This window comes from Burkholderia sp. NLJ2, from assembly GCF_049487195.1.
Classification (GTDB): Bacteria; Pseudomonadota; Gammaproteobacteria; order Burkholderiales; family Burkholderiaceae; genus Burkholderia; species Burkholderia pyrrocinia.
On record NZ_CP137808.1, the window covers coordinates 718,957 to 734,565 of the forward strand.

Sequence of the window (15,609 nt, forward strand, 5' to 3'; positions counted from 1 at the left end):
GCGGGTGCGACGCCGCCGGGTTTTCGTGTTGCAGCCGCGCGGGCCGCATGCGATCAGTGACGGAAGTGGCGCACGCCCGTCAGGATCATCGCGATGTTGTGCTCGTCGGCCGCGGCGATCACTTCGTCGTCGCGCACCGAGCCGCCCGGCTGGATCACGCAGGTCGCGCCGGCGGCGACGACGACGTCGAGGCCGTCGCGGAACGGGAAGAACGCATCCGACGCGACGGCCGAACCGGCCAGCGTCAGGCCCGCGTTCTGCGCCTTGATGCTCGCGATGCGCGCGGAATCGACGCGGCTCATCTGGCCTGCGCCGACGCCGAGCGTCATGCCGTTGCCGCAGAACACGATCGCGTTCGACTTCACGTACTTCGCGACGCGCCAGGCGAACAGCAGGTCGTCCATTTCCTTCGGCGTCGGGTGGCGCTTCGTGACGACGCGCAGTTCGTGCGGCTGCACGTTCTTCGAGTCGAGCGACTGCACGAGCAGGCCGCCGCCCACGCGCTTCAGGTCGAATGCGTTATGGCCGTCGCCGAGTGCGATTTCGAGCAGGCGCACGTTCTGCTTCGCGGCGAACACCTGCTTCGCGGCGTCGGAGAACGACGGTGCGATCAGCACTTCGACGAACTGCTTCGCGACAGCCTGCGCGGCCGCTTCGTCGACTTCGCGGTTGAACGCGATGATGCCGCCGAACGCGGAGGTCGGGTCGGTCTGGAATGCCTTCGCGTACGCGTCGGCCGAATCGTTGCCGACCGCGACGCCGCACGGGTTCGCGTGCTTGATGATCACGCAGGCCGGTGCGTCGAACGTCTTCACGCATTCCCATGCCGCGTCCGAATCCGCGATGTTGTTGTACGACAGTTCCTTGCCCTGCAGCTGGCGGTAGTTCGCGAGCGCGCCGGCTTGCGGCGCGACATCGCGGTAGAACGCCGCGCTCTGGTGCGGGTTTTCGCCGTAGCGCAGGTCCTGCACCTTGTCGAACGCCATGTTCAGCGTCGCCGGGTACGCATTGCGCGATGCGTGCTTCAGCTCGTCGGTCAGGCTCGTCAAGTAGTTCGTGATCGCGCCGTCGTATTGCGCGGTGTGCGCGAACACCTTCGTCGCGAGGCGGAAGTTGGTCGGGTAGCCGACCGTGTTGCCGTTCGCCTTCATCTCGTCGAGCACGACCGCGTAGTCGGCCGGATCGACGACGACCGTCACGTCGCGGTGGTTTTTCGCGGCCGAGCGCAGCATCGTCGGGCCGCCGATGTCGATGTTCTCGATCGCGTCGGCGAGCGTGCAGTCGTCCTTCGCGATCGTCGCGACGAACGGATACAGGTTCACGACGAGCAGGTCGATCGTCGGGATGCCGTGCTGTTCCAGCGCCTGCATGTGCTCGGGCAGGTCGCGGCGGGCGAGGATGCCGCCGTGCACCTTCGGGTGGAGCGTCTTCACGCGCCCATCGAGCATTTCCGGAAAGCCCGTGTAGTCGGCCACTTCGGTAACGGGCAGGCCCGCGTCGGCGAGCAGTTTCGCGGTGCCGCCCGTCGACAGCAGCTTGACGCCGAGGTCGGACAGCGACTTCGCGAAGTCGACGATGCCGGTCTTGTCGGAAACGGAAATGAGCGCTTGCTTGATCATGATGGAACCACCAATAGCCAGGGAAACGGGGACGGGACGGCCGACTACAGCAGGCCGTGCTGCTGCAGCTTCTTGCGCAGCGTGTTGCGGTTGATGCCGAGGTACTCCGCGGCGAGCGACTGGTTGCCGCCTGCCTGTACGAGCACGACCTCGAGCATCGGCTTTTCGACGCAGGACATCACCATTTCATAGACGTCGTGCGGATTGGAGCCGTCTAGATCCCGGAAATACACGTCCAGGCTCTCGCGGACACATTGTTCGATGTTGTGCTTGCTCATGCTGCTAACTGGTTATGGTCGTCCGACTCGCCCTGGCCGTTTTCCTCTTCGTCGTCGACGTAGACGAGATGGTCCGACAGCGCTTTTTGCGCCTCGAAGAATGCATTGACGGCGGCGAGCTGCTCGCGGGAGGAATCGAGCGTGTTCATCCGGTGCCGGAACCCGTTGGCACCGGAAAGGCCGCGAGTGTACCAGCCGATGTGCTTGCGCGCAGTACGGACGCCCGTGAATTCGCCATAGAACGCGTAGTGGTCTTCCAGGTGTTCGTTCATCACCTGCTGGATCTCGTCGATCAGCGGCGGAGGCAGCAGCTCGCCGGTTTGCAGGAAATGATCGATTTCACGGAACAACCACGGCCGACCTTGCGCGGCACGACCGATCATCAGTGCGTCGGCACCCGTTGCATCGAGCACGGCCTTCGCTTTTGCGGGCGACGTGATGTCGCCGTTCGCGACCACCGGAATCCGCACGGCCGCCTTCACGGCCGCGATGGTGTCGTATTCGGCATCGCCGCGGTACAGGTCGGCGCGCGTGCGGCCGTGCACGGTGAGCATCGAGATGCCGGCGGCTTCGGCGAGACGCGCGACCGTGATCGCGTTCTTGTGCTCGCGGTCCCAGCCGGTGCGGATCTTCAGCGTGACGGGCACCGCATCGGGCCCCGTGCCGACCGCCGCGACGACAGCCTCGACGATCCGCTGCACGAGCGGCTCGTTCTGCAGCAGCGCGGAGCCGGCCGCGACGTTGCAGACCTTCTTCGCCGGGCAACCCATGTTGATGTCGATGATCTGCGCGCCGTTGTCGACGTTGTAGCGGGCCGCTTCGGCCATCATCGCCGGATCGGCGCCGGCGATCTGCACCGCGATCGGCTCCACTTCGCCTTCGTGGTTCGCGCGCCGCATCGTCTTCGCGCTTTTCCACAGCTGCGCGTTGGACGCGACCATCTCGGACACGGCGTAACCGGCCCCCAGCCGCTTGCACAGCTGACGGAACGGACGATCCGTCACCCCGGCCATCGGGGCGACGAACAGGTTGTTACGCAATACGTGAGAGCCGATAACGGGCATCGCAATGGCACCGCCCGCGACCGGCGCGGGCATGAAAAGGGCGGAGGGAAACGCGCATTTTACCGTATTCCCAAGCCCCGCCGATTTGACCCGGTTTGTGTGGTCCGGCCGGGCGCACCGCACGGTGCGCCGTGCGTCAGTTGCGCTGGCCGAACATCATCTGGCGGGCGATCGCCTTCTTGAGCGGCGGCACGAATTCGAGCGCGGTGAGCGCGGCGCCGCGCAGCAGCGGGAGCGGGCCCGCGTCGATCGTGAACAGCCGCGCAAGCGTGTCGGTCGCGCCGATCGTGAAGCGCCGGTCGAGTGCGCGGCGCGCGTTGAAGGTCGCGAGTGCGGTTGCTTCGAAGCCTTGCGCGGACAGCGTGTCGACGAGCGTATGTGCATCGCGCAGCCCGAGGTTGAGCCCCTGGCCCGCGACGGGGTGCAGCGTTTGTGCGGCATTGCCGACGATCGCGACGCGGCCGCTGACGAGCGTCTGCGCGGCGTTCAGCCCGAGCGGAAACGACGCGCGGCCAGCGATCGCGACGAACCGGCCCATGCGTTCGCCGAACGCGCTGCCGAGCTCGCGCAGGAACGCGTCGTCGGGCAGCGCGGCGCGGCGCGCCGCTTCGTCCGGCGTGCAGCACCAGACGAGCGCGTAGTCGGCCTGGCGCGGCCCGCCGAGCGGCAGCAGCGCGAGCGGGCCTTCGTGCGTGAAGCGCTCCCATGCGACGTTCGGGCGCGGTGCCGATACCGTGACCGTGCCGACGAGCGCGGTCTGTCCGTAGTCGCGGCGATGCTTGGCCGTATCGGCCTGCTGTTCGTGGAACAGCCCGCCTTCGGCGTTGATGACGATGCGCGCGCGCAGCGTACGCTCGCCCTGCGGGCCGTCGAGCGTCAGCGTGACGCCGTCGGCGTCCTGTTGCGGTGCGCGCGCGGTGGTCGACGTGAGCCAGTCGACGCGCATGCCGCGCACGGCGCCCGCGAGTGCCTGCACGAGCGAGCCGTAGCGCACGACATAGCCGAGCGCGGCGAGGTCGTGCTCGTCGCGATCGATCAGCGTGCGGCCGAAATGGCCGCGCTGCGACACGTGGATATGTTCGATCGGCGTCGCGTCGGCAGGCCACGCGAGCGTGTCGAGCAGCACGTGGCTGCCGTGCGAGACGGCGATCGCGCGCGGGTCGCTCGCGCTCGCGGCCGGTTCGCGCGCGTCGATCAGCGCGATCGACGCGTGCTGCGTTGCGCTGCGGCGCGCGAGCCAGCCGGCGAGCGCGAGCCCGACGGGGCCCGCGCCGACGATGGCGAGGTCGTAGTCCGGCGTGGCCGGGAAGGAAGCGGTCGTCATCTTGATTCGTGAAACGGAGGTAACGGTCGGCGGCGGCCGGTCATGCGCCCGCGCGCATCAGCGCTTCGATCTCGGCGGCTTCGACGGGCACGCCGCGCGTAATCAGCTCGCAACCCTGCTCGCGCACGATCGCGTCGTCCTCGATGCGGATGCCGATGTTCCAGTACTCGGGCGGCACGTCGTCGGCGGCGCGCACATACAGGCCGGGCTCGACCGTCAGCGTCATGCCGGGCTTCAGCGTGCGCCACGGCAGCGCGCCGTTGCCGTCGCGCTCGGCGAGCCGCTCGCGGTAGTCGCCGCAGTCGTGCACGTCCATGCCGATCCAGTGGCCCGTGCGGTGCATGTAGAAGCGCGTGTACGCGCGCTCGGCGATCACGTCGTCGACGTTCGAGAAGCGCGCTTTCGGGATGATGCCGGTGTCGAGCAGCCCCTGCGCGAGCACGCGCACGGCCGCATCGTGCGGCGCCTCGAACGGCACACCTGCGCGCGTCGCATCGATCGCGGCCTGCTGCGCGGCGAGCACGATGTCGTACAGCGCGCGCTGCGCGGGCGAGAAGCGCCCGTTGGCCGGGAACGTGCGCGTGATGTCCGACGCGTAGCCGTCGAGTTCGCACGCGGCGTCGATCAGGATCAGGTCGCCGTCCTGCGCGGCCGCGTTGCCGGCCGGGTAGTGCAGCACGCACGCGTTCGCACCGGCCGCGACGATCGAGCCGTACGCGGGCGCCTGCGCGCCGTGCTTGCGGAACGTATACAGCAGCTCGGCCTCGAGTTCGTATTCGCGGATGCCGGGGCGGCACACCTGCATCGCGCGGCGGTGCGCGAGCGCGGAGATGTGCGCGGCGCGCATCATGATCGCGAGTTCGTGTTCGTCCTTCACGAGCCGCATGTCGTCGACGAGCGGCGTGAGGTCGAGCATCGCGTCCGGCGCGGCAACGCCCGTGCGCGCCAGCGCGCGCACCGCGTCGATCCAGCCCGCGAGCTGGCGGTCGAAGTCGGCCGATGCGCCGAACCGGTAGTGCACGGTGCCCGCGTCGGCGAGCAGGCGAGGCATTTCGGTGTCGATCACGTCGACCGCGAACGCCGCGTCGAAACCGAACGCGTCGCGCGCGGCTTCGGGCCCGTAGTGGAAGCCTTCCCAGATCTCGCGGTCGGCATTCTTGCCGCGGCAGAACAGGACCGACTCCGGCGCGCCGTGCGGCGCGGCCGCGTTCAGCACGAGCACGGCATCCGGCTCGGTGAAGCCCGTCAGGTAGTGGAAGTAGCTGTCGTGCCGGTACGGGTAGGCCGTATCGCGGTTGCGCAGCAGTTCCGGCGCGGTGGGGACGATGGCGACGCCGCCGCCCGCGGCGCGCAGTGCGGCAAGCACGCGTTCACGGCGTTGGCGGTAGACGTCGACGGCGATGGCGGTTTCGAGGGGCGCATTCATCGTGCGATTGTAGCGCCGCGGGACGCGGCGCGTGAGAGAGGGGCGGGAAGCCGCGCCGGAAGGCCCGCACGGCGGCTGTTGCAAACCATCCACAGGCCGGCCGGGCGATTTTCTACCGCGCGACGCTGGCCGGTTATGATCGGCGACAACGTATACTCTCGGCGGTTCCCTTAAAAAGGCAGATGATGAAATTAATCGGTTCGCTCAGCAGCCCGTACGTCCGAAAGGCGCGGATCGTGCTCGCTGAAAAGAAGATCGACTACAAGCTGGAGCTCGAGAACGTGTGGGTGCCGGATACGGATATTCATGCATCGAATCCGCTCGGCAAGGTCCCGTGCCTCGTGATGGAAGATGGTGCCGCGGTGTTCGATTCCCGCGTGATCTGCGAATACGTCGATACGCTGTCGCCGGTCGGCAAGCTGATTCCGCAGTCGGGCCGCGAGCGCGTCGAAGTGCGCTGCTGGGAAGCGCTGGGCGACGGCGTGCTCGACGCGGCGGTCGCGATTCGTCTCGAACACACGATGCGCGACGAGGTGCAGCGCAGCGCGAGCTGGATCGCGCGCCAGCAGCGCAAGATCGACGATGCGCTCGTTGCGATGTCGCAGGGTCTCGGTGGCAAGACGTGGTGCGTCGGTAATCATTACTCGCTCGCCGACATCGCACTCGGCTGCGCGCTCGGCTATCTCGACTTCCGGATGCCCGAGGTCAACTGGCGCGATCGCCACCCGAACCTCGACAAGCACTTCGTGAAGCTGCTGCAGCGGCAATCGTTCGCCGACACGCTGCCGCAGAACTGAGCCGCTGCCGGCTACGCATTCACGCATTCGGCAGACGAAAGAAAAGCGCCCCGCGGGGCGCTTTTCTTTTTGCCGGGCCGCCCGGCAGCGGGGCGGTCGCGAGCGTTATTCGATCGACGCGTACACGGCCTCGCCGAGCGTGAACGAATCGCTGCGCGCGATCGGCCACCACTTGTCGTACAGCGTGAAGCCGCAGGTGTGGCCGTCGAGCAGCGCGCCGGGCTTCAGGTACTTCAGCAACTGCGACATCAGCCGGACCTCGTGCGGCGCGATGCGCTGCACGATGTGATGCGCGCGCAGCTCGGACGGATGCGCGAGGCCGGCCGCCTGCACGAGTTCCTGCAGCGCGTGCAGCGTATTGCGGTGGAAGTTGTACACGCGGTCGGCCTTGTCGGGCACGACGAGCGCGCGCTGGCGCACCGGATCCTGCGTCGCGACGCCGGTCGGGCAGCGGCCCGTGTGGCAGGTCTGCGCCTGGATGCAGCCGACCGCGAACATGAAGCCGCGCGCCGAGTTCACCCAGTCCGCGCCGATCGCGAGCGTGCGCGCGACGTCGAATGCGGTGATGATCTTGCCGCTCGCGCCGAGCTTCACGCGGTCGCGCACGCCGATCCCGACGAGCGTGTTGTGCACGAGCAGCAGCCCTTCCTGCAGCGGCACGCCGACGTGGTCGGTGAATTCGAGCGGCGCCGCGCCCGTGCCGCCTTCCGCGCCGTCGACGACGATGAAGTCCGGCACGATGCCCGTCTCGATCATCGCCTTCGCGATCCCGAAGAATTCCCACGGATGGCCGACGCACAGCTTGAAGCCGGTCGGCTTGCCGCCCGACAGCGTGCGCAGCCGCTCGACGAATTCGAGCAGCCCGCGCGGTGTCGAGAATTCCGAGTGCGTCGCGGGCGAGATGCAGTCCTTGCCCATCGGCACGCCGCGCGTCTCGGCGATTTCCGGCGTGATCTTCGCGGCCGGCAGCACGCCGCCGTGGCCGGGCTTCGCGCCCTGCGACAGCTTCACCTCGATCATCTTGACCTGCGGATCGGCGGCCTGCTTCGCGAATTTGTCGGGGTTGAACGTGCCGTCGTCGTTGCGGCAGCCGAAGTAGCCCGACGCGATTTCCCAGATGATGTCGCCGCCGTTCTCGCGATGGTACTTCGACAGCGAGCCTTCGCCGGTGTCGTGCGCGAAACCGCCTTTCTTCGCGCCGAGGTTCAGCGAGCGGATCGCGTTCGCGGACAGCGAGCCGAAGCTCATCGCCGAGATGTTGAAGATCGAAATGTCATACGGTTGCGCGCGATTCGCGCCGACGCGGATGCGGAAATCGTGGTTCGGCAGCTTGGTCGGCGCGAGAGAATGGCTGATCCATTCGTGCGCGACGGCCTTCACGTTCAGCTCGGTGCCGTACGGGCGATTGTCGGTGACGTTCTTCGCGCGCTGGTAGACGAGGCTGCGCTGCGCGCGCGAGAACGGTTTCTCGTCGGTGTCGTCTTCGACGAAGTACTGGCGGATCTCGGGGCGGATGAACTCGAACAGGAAGCGGAAGTGGCCCCAGAGCGGGTAGTTGCGCAGGATCGCGTGGCGGTCCTGTTTCAGGTCGTACAGGCCGAGCGCGACGAGGGCGGCGGGGATCAGGATCCACAGCCACGCGATCGCGTGCCGCGCGGCGAGTGCCGCGACGGCCACGAACAGCAGGACCGCGCACCACATCGCGAGATAGCGTCGGGAAAACATGGGGACTCCATCGTAATTATTCGGATGGCCGCCGCGCGCGAGCGGTCGCCCGGCGGCTGGCAGGTCGGCGCCCGCAGCGTCGCGCCGGGCCGGCGGGCGTGGCGCCCGTGCCGTGCCTGGCCGCCGCCGGCGCCCACGATGGTCGAGAGTCTACTACGGGTCCCGTGAAGCTCGCGTTGCCGAGCCGGCGCTCAGCGTCCGGCGCCGGTGTGGCGGATGAACGGGCCGTAGGCGGGCGCGTCGCGCTTCAGCCGGACGCCGGCCTCGAAGTCCGCGTCGCGGTTGAACGGCACCTGCGGCCACGCGTGCCAGTCGCCCAGCTGCGCGCGGTAGTCCGCGAGCGCTTGCGCGAGGCGCGCGTCGCGGTGGCGCGCGGTGTCGCCGGCAAGATCGCCGCGGACATCGTGGATCAGGTGCGGTTCGAGCACGTCGAAGCCGACGTAGCGCAGCGCGTACATGATCGGCCACAGCAGCAGGCGCGTGTCGCCTTCGCGGCCGTCGGGCGCGCAGGCGGCGGCCGACGATCCGGTCGTCACGCTCAGCAGCGCGCGGCGCCCGTGCAGCACGCCGCGGTCGTGGCGCCGGCTGCTGCTGTAGAGGCCGCCGTAGACGAATACGCGATCCATCCAGCCCTTCACGATCGCGGGTGCGCCGAACCACCATAGCGGGAACTGCAGGATCAGCGCGTCGGCCTGTTGCAGCAAGCCGACGTGATGTGCGACCTCCGGCGCGAGCATGCCGCGTTCCCAGTGATGGCGCTGCTCGCGTTGCGCGTCGAAGCGCGCCGCGTCGAGCCGGCTCGCGTAGTGGCGCGGCGCCTCGCGCGGGTCGAACGCGTCGGCGTACAGGTCCGCGACCGTCGCGGCGTGGCCCGTCGCACGCCATGCGTCGGCCGCCGCATGGGCGAGGGCAACGTTGAACGATTGCGGTTCGGGATGGGCGACGACGATCAGCGCTTGCATGGCGGGCTCCGTGAGTGTGCGACGATGATGGCGGGCGGCGGTGGGGCCGCGCAATCACGCACCCGGAGGTAACCATGGCTTTTCCCGGCGACGTCTATGCGGCGGACTGCTCGGCGCGCGACGCGCTCGCGCTGATCGCCGGCAAATGGACGCTGCTGATCCTGCCGGCACTGGCCGAGCGGCCGCTGCGCAACGGCGAGTTGCTGCGGCGCATCGGCGGAATCTCGCAGAAGGTGCTCACGCAGACGCTGCGCGAGCTGGAGCGCAACGGGTTGATCGAACGCACCGCGATCGCCGCGCGGCGCGTACATGTCGAATACCGGCTGACGCCGGTGGCGGGATCGCTGGTGGATACGCTCGTGGCGCTCGACCGCTGGGCCGAGCGGCATTTCGCCGAGCTCGACGCCGCGCGCGAGCGCTACGATGCGGCCGTGCAGCGCATGCGTTGAAAAGGCGGGCGGCCGCGGGCGCGACCGCTGTCAGTCGGCGCCGCCCGCGCGGCGCCGGTGGCGCGTCAGCGTGCGTCCGCGAGCGCGGGCGCGTCGAGCACCTGCCGGTCGCCGGTCGTCGCGCTTTCGATGATGCCGCCGCCGAGGCAGATCTCGCCGTCGTACAGCACGGCCGACTGGCCGGGCGTGACGGCCCACTGCGCGTCGTCGAACGCGAGCGAGAAGCGTGCTTCGCCTTCCGGGCCGGGCGCGGCGCCGCCGAACGTGCACGCCGCATCGGCCTGCCGGTAGCGCGTCTTCGCGCCGCATGCGAAGCCTTCGGCCGGCGGCTCGCCGGCGACCCAGCTCACGTTGCCGGCGACGAGCTGCCGCGACAGCAGCCACGGATGATCGTGGCCCTGCACGACGTACAGCGTGTTCGACGGAATGTCCTTCGCGGCGACGAACCATGGCTCGCCGCTGCCGCTCTTGCTGCCGCCGAGGCCGATGCCCTTGCGCTGGCCGAACGTGTAGAACGCGAGGCCGATGTGCTCGCCGACGACCTTGCCGTCGGGCGTCTTCATCGGGCCGGGCTTCGTCGGCAGGTAGCGGTTCAGGAAATCGCGGAACGGCCGTTCGCCGATGAAGCAGATGCCGGTCGAATCCTTCTTCTTCGCGTTCGGCAGCCCGATCTGCGCGGCGATCTCGCGCACCTTCGTCTTCGGCATCTCGCCGAGCGGGAACATCGTCTTCGACAGTTGCGCCTGGTTCAGCCGGTGCAGGAAGTACGACTGGTCTTTCGTATGATCGAAGGCCTTCAGCAGTTCGAAACGCCCGGCGCGCTCGCGCACGCGCGCATAGTGGCCGGTCGCGATCATTTCCGCGTCGAGCGACATCGCGTGATCGAGGAACGCCTTGAACTTGATCTCGGCGTTGCACAGCACGTCGGGGTTCGGCGTGCGGCCGGCCGAGTATTCGCGCAGGAACTCGGCGAACACGCGGTCCTTGTATTCCGCCGCGAAGTTGACGGCTTCCACGTCGATGCCGATCAGGTCGGCTACCGACACGACGTCGATCCAGTCCTGGCGCGTCGAGCAGTATTCGCCGTCGTCGTCGTCTTCCCAGTTCTTCATGAACAGGCCGACCACGTCGTAGCCCTGTTCCTTCAGCAGCCACGCGGTCACCGACGAATCGACGCCGCCCGACATGCCCACCACTACACGGCGCTTGCTCATTTGTTGACCGCCTGACGTTCGAATGCCTCGGGGCGCGGCGCGACCGAATGCGTGTGCACGAAATCGAGCGGAATGCGCCGCCCGGCGAGATAGTCGTCGACGCAGCGCATCACCGCGGGCGAGCGATGGCGCTCGCTGCAGGCGCGCAGTTCGTCGGCCGTCATCCACAGCGTGCGAACGATGCCGTCGTCGAGCGCGTGGCCCGCGACCGGCTCGCCGGCCGTGCCGCAGAACGTGAAGCGCAGGTAGGTCGCACCGGCGGTGCCGGGGCGGTCGTAGTGCGCGAGATAGACGCCGACGAGCGCATCGGGCGTGAACGGGTGCGCGGTTTCCTCGAACGTCTCGCGGATCACGGCGTCGGCCAGCGTTTCGCCGGCTTCGAGATGACCGGCCGGCTGGTTGATGCGCAGGCCCGTCGAGGTTTCTTCCTCGATCACGAGAAAACGGCCGGCGTGCTCGACGAGCGCGGCGACCGTCACATGCGGGGTCCAGATTTCGGGTTTCATGGTTCGGCATTTTACCGGTTGCGCCCGAACGCTGCCCGTCGTCCGATCAGACGATAGACGAATCCGACCCTCGCAAGTCATCCGTCCCGCCGATGCGCGGCGGTGCAGGCCAGGCTAATGTCGCATTCGCGCACGATCGTGCGGAATGTGCTGGCGCAACCATCGCTTTCGGTTAAAGTGCAGCGTGAACGCCGTTGCCCGTGAGCCGGTAAGTCAGCCTGTCCGGCTCGTTGTGCAGTAAAAATCGCAAGAAAAGAAATACTGACAATGACTGGAGGAACTGACGATGCATATTGGAGTGCCTGCTGAGACGCGGGCGAACGAGGCGCGTGTGGCTGCGACGCCGGAAACCGTGAAGAAATACGCGGCTGCCGGCCATCGCGTCAGTATCGCGAAAGGGGCCGGCAGCGCAGCCAGTTATCCCGACGAAGCCTATGCGGCCGCCGGTGCCGAATTGACCGACCAGTCGGCTGCTTTTGATGCCGACGTCGTGCTGAAGGTCCAGGCGCCCACCGACACCGAACTGCCATTGCTCAAGCGCGGCTCCGTGCTGGTCGGCATGCTCGAGCCGTTCAACGGCGAGCAGGCGGCGAAACTCGCGGCGGCCGGCGTGACGGGCTTCGCGCTCGAAGCCGCGCCGCGCACGACACGCGCGCAGAGTCTCGACGTGCTGTCGTCGCAGGCGAACATCGCGGGCTACAAGGCCGTGCTCGTCGCGGCGGCGCTGTATCCGCGCTTCTTTCCGATGCTGATGACGGCCGCGGGCACGGTGAAGGCCGCGCGCGTGCTGATTCTCGGCGCGGGCGTCGCGGGTCTGCAGGCGATCGCGACCGCGAAGCGGCTGGGCGCGGTGATCGAGGCATCCGACGTGCGGCCGGCCGTGAAGGAGCAGATCGAGTCGCTCGGCGCGAAATTCCTCGACGTCCCGTTCGAAACCGACGAGGAGCGCGAAGCCGCGCAGGGTGTCGGCGGTTATGCGCGCCCGATGCCGCCGTCGTGGCTCGGCCGCCAGGCCGCGCTCGTTCACGAGCGCGCGAAGCAGGCCGACATCGTGATCACCACCGCGCTGATTCCCGGGCGCCCGGCGCCGACGCTGATCTCGGTCGAAACCGCGCAGTCGATGAAGCCGGGCTCGGTGCTCGTCGATCTCGCGGCCGGCCGCGGCCCGGAATTCGACGGCAGGAAGAGCGGCAACTGCCCGCTGACGGTCGCCGACCAGGTGATCGTGCACAACGGCGTGACGATCGCCGGCTACACGAACCTTGCATCGATGGTCGCGTCGGACGCGTCGGCGCTGTACGCGCGCAACCTGCTCGACTTCATGAAGCTGATCGTCGCGAAGGAAGGCACGCTGAACATCGACCTGACCGACGACATCGTCGCCGCGACGCTGCTGTGCCGCGACGGCGAAGTCACGCGCAAATAACGGAGGAGACCATGGAAGTCATCAATCACACGGTGATCAACGTGATCATCTTCGTGCTGGCGGTGTACGTCGGCTACCACGTCGTCTGGAACGTCACGCCGGCGCTGCATACGCCGCTGATGGCCGTGACCAACGCGATCTCGGCGATCGTGATCGTCGGTGCCATGCTCGCGGCGGCGCTCACCGTCGGCGTGACCGGCAAGTTCTTCGGCACGCTCGCGGTCGCGCTCGCGGCCGTCAACGTGTTCGGCGGCTTTCTCGTGACGAGGCGAATGCTGGAGATGTTCCGCAAGAAGGAGCCCAAGCGTGTCGAGGGCGGCAAGGAGGGCGCGCGATGAGCATGAACGTCGTTACGCTGCTGTACCTCGTCGCATCGGTGTGCTTCATCCAGGCGCTGAAGGGGCTGTCGAACCCGAAGAGCGCGCGCCGCGGCAACCTGTTCGGGATGGTCGGCATGGCCATCGCGATCCTCACAACGGTCGCGCTGATCGTCAAGCAGGCGGCCTGGCTCGGCGCGAACCTGCCGCTCGGCCTCGCGCTGGTGCTCGGCGCGCTGATCGTCGGTGGCGGTGTCGGTGCGTTCGTCGCCGCGCGCGTCGAGATGACGAAGATGCCGGAACTCGTCGCGGCGATGCACTCGCTGATCGGTCTCGCGGCCGTGTGCATCGCGTATGCGGTGGTGTCCGAGCCGGAAGCGTTCGGGCTCGTGCCGCAGGACGCCGTCGCGTCGAACTTCATCCCGTACGGCAATCGCGTCGAGCTGTTCATCGGCACGTTCGTCGGCGCGATCACGTTCTCCGGCTCGGTGATCGCGTTCGGCAAGCTGTCGGGCAAGTACAAGTTCCGGCTGTTCCAGGGCGCGCCGGTCGTGTACGCCGGCCAGCACCTGATCAACCTGATGCTCGCGATCGCGATGCTCGGCTTCGGCGCCCTGTTCGTCATCACGCAGGCGTGGCTGCCGTTCATCATCATGACGGCGATCGCGTTCGTGCTCGGCGTGCTGATCATCATCCCGATCGGCGGCGCGGACATGCCGGTGGTCGTGTCGATGCTGAACTCGTACTCGGGCTGGGCGGCAGCCGGCATCGGCTTCTCGCTGAACAACGCGATGCTGATCATCGCCGGCTCGTTGGTCGGCTCGTCGGGTGCGATCCTGTCGTACATCATGTGCCACGCGATGAACCGCTCGTTCTTCAACGTGATCCTCGGCGGCTTCGGCGGCGACGCGTCGGCCGGCGGCGCGGCGGGCGCGCAGGAGCAGCGGCCGGTGAAGTCGGGCTCGGCCGAGGATGCGTCGTTCATGCTCGGCAACGCGGAATCGATCGTGATCGTGCCGGGCTACGGCCTCGCGGTCGCCCGCGCGCAGCACGCGCTGAAGGAGCTGACCGACAAGCTGATCGAGAAGGGCGTCGACGTGCGCTATGCGATCCATCCGGTTGCCGGGCGGATGCCGGGGCACATGAACGTGCTGCTCGCGGAAGCGGAAGTGCCGTACGACATTGTGTTCGAGATGGAGGACATCAACGGCGAGTTGGGCCAGGCCGACGTCGTGCTCGTGCTCGGCGCGAACGACGTCGTGAACCCGGCCGCGAAGAACGATCCGAAATCGCCGATCGCAGGGATGCCGATCATCGAGGCGTACAAGGCGCGTACGGTGATCGTCAACAAGCGTTCGATGGCGGCCGGCTACGCGGGCCTCGACAACGACCTGTTCTACATGGACAAGACGATGATGGTCTTCGGCGATGCGAAGAAGGTCATCGAGGACATGGTGAAGGCCGTCGATTAACGCGCGTACCGGCAACCCGGGCGCCTGCTTCAATGCAGGGGCGGCCCGACCGGACAGGCCCGACCGGCGCAAGCCGGCCGGGCCTTTTTCATGGCGCGACGAGGTTCGCGATGCACGCGGCGATCGTGTCCCGCACGCGCACGATCGCCGGGTCGCGCTGCGTGCTCGTGCGCCAGCCGATTTCCACCGGATAGCGCGGCAGCTCGACCGGGCACGCGAGCGCGCGCAGCGGGGCCGATTGCGCGATCGCGCGTGCCGCGTGCGCGGGAATCGTCGCCACTGCGTCGGAGCCGGCGAGCAGGTACGGCAACGCGGCGAAATGCGTGGTCGATGCCGCGACGCGGCGCTTGTGGCCGAGCGCGGCCAGCGCCTCGTCGACGATCCCGATCACGCCGCCCGACGACACGAGCAAGTGGTCGCGCTGCAGGAAATCGGCGAGCGTGAGCGTGCGTGGCGGCCGCGCACGGGCGGCCGGATCGATCAGGCACGCGTAGCCGCCCGTCGCGACCGCGCGCCGGCTGAGCCCGTTCGCCGAGAATCCGCCGGACGCGATTGCGAGATCGACACCGTGCCGCAACAGCGCGTCGCCGGCGATGCCGCTGTGGGTCTGCCGGAAGATCAGCCGGATGCCGGCGGCCTCTCGCGCGACCGCGTCGATCAGCGCGCGGCCGAGCGCGATCTCGAAGTCGTCCGACAGCCCGATCGAGATCGTGCGGCCGACGCGGTCGCCGCTGTCGGCAGCGATCGCGAGGCTTTCGCGGCAGCGGTCGAGCGCGTCGGACAGGATCGGCTTCAGCTCGTCCGCGCGCGGCGTCGGTGCGAGCCCGCGGCCGGTGCGCACGAACAGCGGATCGGCATAGATCACGCGCAGCCGCGCGAGTGCCGCGCTGACGGCCGACTGCGTGAGATCGAGCCGCAGCGCCGCGCGGCTTGCGCCGCCTTCCTCGTACAGCGCCTCGAATACCTTCAGCAGGTTCAGGTCGAGGCCGGCGATATCATCCGCATTCATGACAGTTATCGTTTTATCGAT

15 protein-coding genes are annotated in these 15,609 nt (G+C 68.1%); 5 read left to right on the top strand and 10 right to left on the bottom strand.

The window, feature by feature from the left end:
* Window positions 1-53: 53 nt before the first annotated feature.
* The 5 genes from purH to R9B84_RS03335 form a co-directional block, all read right to left on the bottom strand.
* Window positions 54-1,619, bottom strand: coding sequence for a bifunctional phosphoribosylaminoimidazolecarboxamide formyltransferase/IMP cyclohydrolase (gene purH / locus R9B84_RS03315; protein ID WP_047899820.1), 1,566 nt, complete (start codon window positions 1,617-1,619; stop codon window positions 54-56).
* A 44-nt stretch (window positions 1,620-1,663) separates the two neighbouring features.
* Window positions 1,664-1,897: a Fis family transcriptional regulator gene (locus R9B84_RS03320; RefSeq protein WP_006476892.1), complete on the bottom strand. Its 234-nt coding sequence runs from the start codon at window positions 1,895-1,897 to the stop codon at window positions 1,664-1,666.
* Window positions 1,894-2,961: a tRNA dihydrouridine synthase DusB gene (dusB, locus tag R9B84_RS03325; RefSeq protein ID WP_096472471.1), complete on the bottom strand. Its 1,068-nt coding sequence runs from the start codon at window positions 2,959-2,961 to the stop codon at window positions 1,894-1,896. Before dusB ends, R9B84_RS03320 begins: the two co-directional genes overlap by 4 nt.
* 136 nt (window positions 2,962-3,097) lie before the next feature.
* On the bottom strand, window positions 3,098-4,285 hold the full coding sequence (locus R9B84_RS03330) for a UbiH/UbiF/VisC/COQ6 family ubiquinone biosynthesis hydroxylase (protein WP_423759187.1): 1,188 nt from the start codon (window positions 4,283-4,285) through the stop codon (window positions 3,098-3,100).
* Between the two features lie 40 nt (window positions 4,286-4,325).
* On the bottom strand, window positions 4,326-5,711 hold the full coding sequence (locus R9B84_RS03335) for an aminopeptidase P N-terminal domain-containing protein (RefSeq protein WP_423759188.1): 1,386 nt from the start codon (window positions 5,709-5,711) through the stop codon (window positions 4,326-4,328).
* A gap of 185 nt (window positions 5,712-5,896) precedes the next feature.
* Between R9B84_RS03335 and R9B84_RS03340 the strand changes: the two genes are divergently transcribed.
* A complete protein-coding gene (locus tag R9B84_RS03340; RefSeq protein ID WP_423759952.1) occupies window positions 5,897-6,508 on the top strand; it encodes a glutathione S-transferase family protein in 612 nt (203 codons plus the stop codon).
* Window positions 6,509-6,613: 105 nt separating this feature from the next.
* Here R9B84_RS03340 and R9B84_RS03345 read toward each other — a convergent pair whose 3' ends face one another.
* Window positions 6,614-8,233: an FMN-binding glutamate synthase family protein gene (locus R9B84_RS03345; protein ID WP_423759189.1), complete on the bottom strand. Its 1,620-nt coding sequence runs from the start codon at window positions 8,231-8,233 to the stop codon at window positions 6,614-6,616.
* A gap of 191 nt (window positions 8,234-8,424) precedes the next feature.
* Window positions 8,425-9,195: an NAD(P)H-dependent oxidoreductase gene (locus R9B84_RS03350; RefSeq protein ID WP_423759190.1), complete on the bottom strand. Its 771-nt coding sequence runs from the start codon at window positions 9,193-9,195 to the stop codon at window positions 8,425-8,427.
* Between the two features lie 74 nt (window positions 9,196-9,269).
* On the opposite strand from R9B84_RS03350, the gene R9B84_RS03355 reads away from it, so the two are divergent.
* Window positions 9,270-9,644 (top strand): winged helix-turn-helix transcriptional regulator, encoded by a 375-nt coding sequence (locus R9B84_RS03355; RefSeq protein ID WP_423759191.1) that lies wholly within the window; start codon window positions 9,270-9,272, stop codon window positions 9,642-9,644.
* Between the two features lie 65 nt (window positions 9,645-9,709).
* On the opposite strand, the gene mnmA is transcribed toward R9B84_RS03355, so the two are convergent.
* Both mnmA and R9B84_RS03365 read right to left on the bottom strand, forming a co-directional pair.
* Entirely contained in the window at window positions 9,710-10,858 is a 1,149-nt protein-coding gene (gene mnmA, locus R9B84_RS03360; RefSeq protein WP_423759192.1) for a tRNA 2-thiouridine(34) synthase MnmA, read from the bottom strand.
* Window positions 10,855-11,364 (bottom strand): NUDIX hydrolase, encoded by a 510-nt coding sequence (locus R9B84_RS03365; RefSeq protein WP_423759193.1) that lies wholly within the window; start codon window positions 11,362-11,364, stop codon window positions 10,855-10,857. Before R9B84_RS03365 ends, mnmA begins: the two co-directional genes overlap by 4 nt.
* 286 nt (window positions 11,365-11,650) lie before the next feature.
* Between R9B84_RS03365 and R9B84_RS03370 the strand changes: the two genes are divergently transcribed.
* Genes R9B84_RS03370 through R9B84_RS03380 form a run of 3 tightly spaced genes read left to right on the top strand, consistent with a single transcriptional unit; the run spans window position 11,651 to window position 14,579 of the window.
* Window positions 11,651-12,790 (top strand): Re/Si-specific NAD(P)(+) transhydrogenase subunit alpha, encoded by a 1,140-nt coding sequence (locus R9B84_RS03370; RefSeq protein WP_047899826.1) that lies wholly within the window; start codon window positions 11,651-11,653, stop codon window positions 12,788-12,790.
* 11 nt (window positions 12,791-12,801) lie between these two features.
* On the top strand, window positions 12,802-13,128 hold the full coding sequence (locus tag R9B84_RS03375) for an NAD(P) transhydrogenase subunit alpha (protein WP_034182754.1): 327 nt from the start codon (window positions 12,802-12,804) through the stop codon (window positions 13,126-13,128).
* Window positions 13,125-14,579, top strand: a complete 1,455-nt coding sequence (locus tag R9B84_RS03380; protein WP_423759194.1) for an NAD(P)(+) transhydrogenase (Re/Si-specific) subunit beta — start codon at window positions 13,125-13,127, stop codon at window positions 14,577-14,579. The genes R9B84_RS03375 and R9B84_RS03380 overlap by 4 nt, the downstream gene beginning before the upstream one ends.
* Before the next feature lie 88 nt (window positions 14,580-14,667).
* Here the strand turns inward: R9B84_RS03380 and R9B84_RS03385 are convergent, their stop codons facing one another.
* On the bottom strand, window positions 14,668-15,588 hold the full coding sequence (locus R9B84_RS03385; RefSeq protein WP_423759195.1) for a LysR family transcriptional regulator: 921 nt from the start codon (window positions 15,586-15,588) through the stop codon (window positions 14,668-14,670).
* Window positions 15,589-15,609 lie beyond the last annotated feature (21 nt).

Bases quoted from the DNA above. Each gene is read 5' to 3' on its own strand.
- purH (WP_047899820.1), bottom strand. From the start codon at position 1,619: ATGATCAAGCAAGCGCTCATTTCCGTTTCCGACAAGACCGGCATCGTC.
- R9B84_RS03320 (WP_006476892.1), bottom strand. From the start codon at position 1,897: ATGAGCAAGCACAACATCGAACAATGTGTCCGCGAGAGCCTGGACGTG.
- dusB (WP_096472471.1), bottom strand. From the start codon at position 2,961: ATGCCCGTTATCGGCTCTCACGTATTGCGTAACAACCTGTTCGTCGCC.
- R9B84_RS03330 (WP_423759187.1), bottom strand. From the start codon at position 4,285: ATGACGACCGCTTCCTTCCCGGCCACGCCGGACTACGACCTCGCCATC.
- R9B84_RS03335 (WP_423759188.1), bottom strand. From the start codon at position 5,711: ATGAATGCGCCCCTCGAAACCGCCATCGCCGTCGACGTCTACCGCCAA.
- R9B84_RS03340 (WP_423759952.1), top strand. From the start codon at position 5,897: ATGAAATTAATCGGTTCGCTCAGCAGCCCGTACGTCCGAAAGGCGCGG.
- R9B84_RS03345 (WP_423759189.1), bottom strand. From the start codon at position 8,233: ATGTTTTCCCGACGCTATCTCGCGATGTGGTGCGCGGTCCTGCTGTTC.
- R9B84_RS03350 (WP_423759190.1), bottom strand. From the start codon at position 9,195: ATGCAAGCGCTGATCGTCGTCGCCCATCCCGAACCGCAATCGTTCAAC.
- R9B84_RS03355 (WP_423759191.1), top strand. From the start codon at position 9,270: ATGGCTTTTCCCGGCGACGTCTATGCGGCGGACTGCTCGGCGCGCGAC.
- mnmA (WP_423759192.1), bottom strand. From the start codon at position 10,858: ATGAGCAAGCGCCGTGTAGTGGTGGGCATGTCGGGCGGCGTCGATTCG.
- R9B84_RS03365 (WP_423759193.1), bottom strand. From the start codon at position 11,364: ATGAAACCCGAAATCTGGACCCCGCATGTGACGGTCGCCGCGCTCGTC.
- R9B84_RS03370 (WP_047899826.1), top strand. From the start codon at position 11,651: ATGCATATTGGAGTGCCTGCTGAGACGCGGGCGAACGAGGCGCGTGTG.
- R9B84_RS03375 (WP_034182754.1), top strand. From the start codon at position 12,802: ATGGAAGTCATCAATCACACGGTGATCAACGTGATCATCTTCGTGCTG.
- R9B84_RS03380 (WP_423759194.1), top strand. From the start codon at position 13,125: ATGAGCATGAACGTCGTTACGCTGCTGTACCTCGTCGCATCGGTGTGC.
- R9B84_RS03385 (WP_423759195.1), bottom strand. From the start codon at position 15,588: ATGAATGCGGATGATATCGCCGGCCTCGACCTGAACCTGCTGAAGGTA.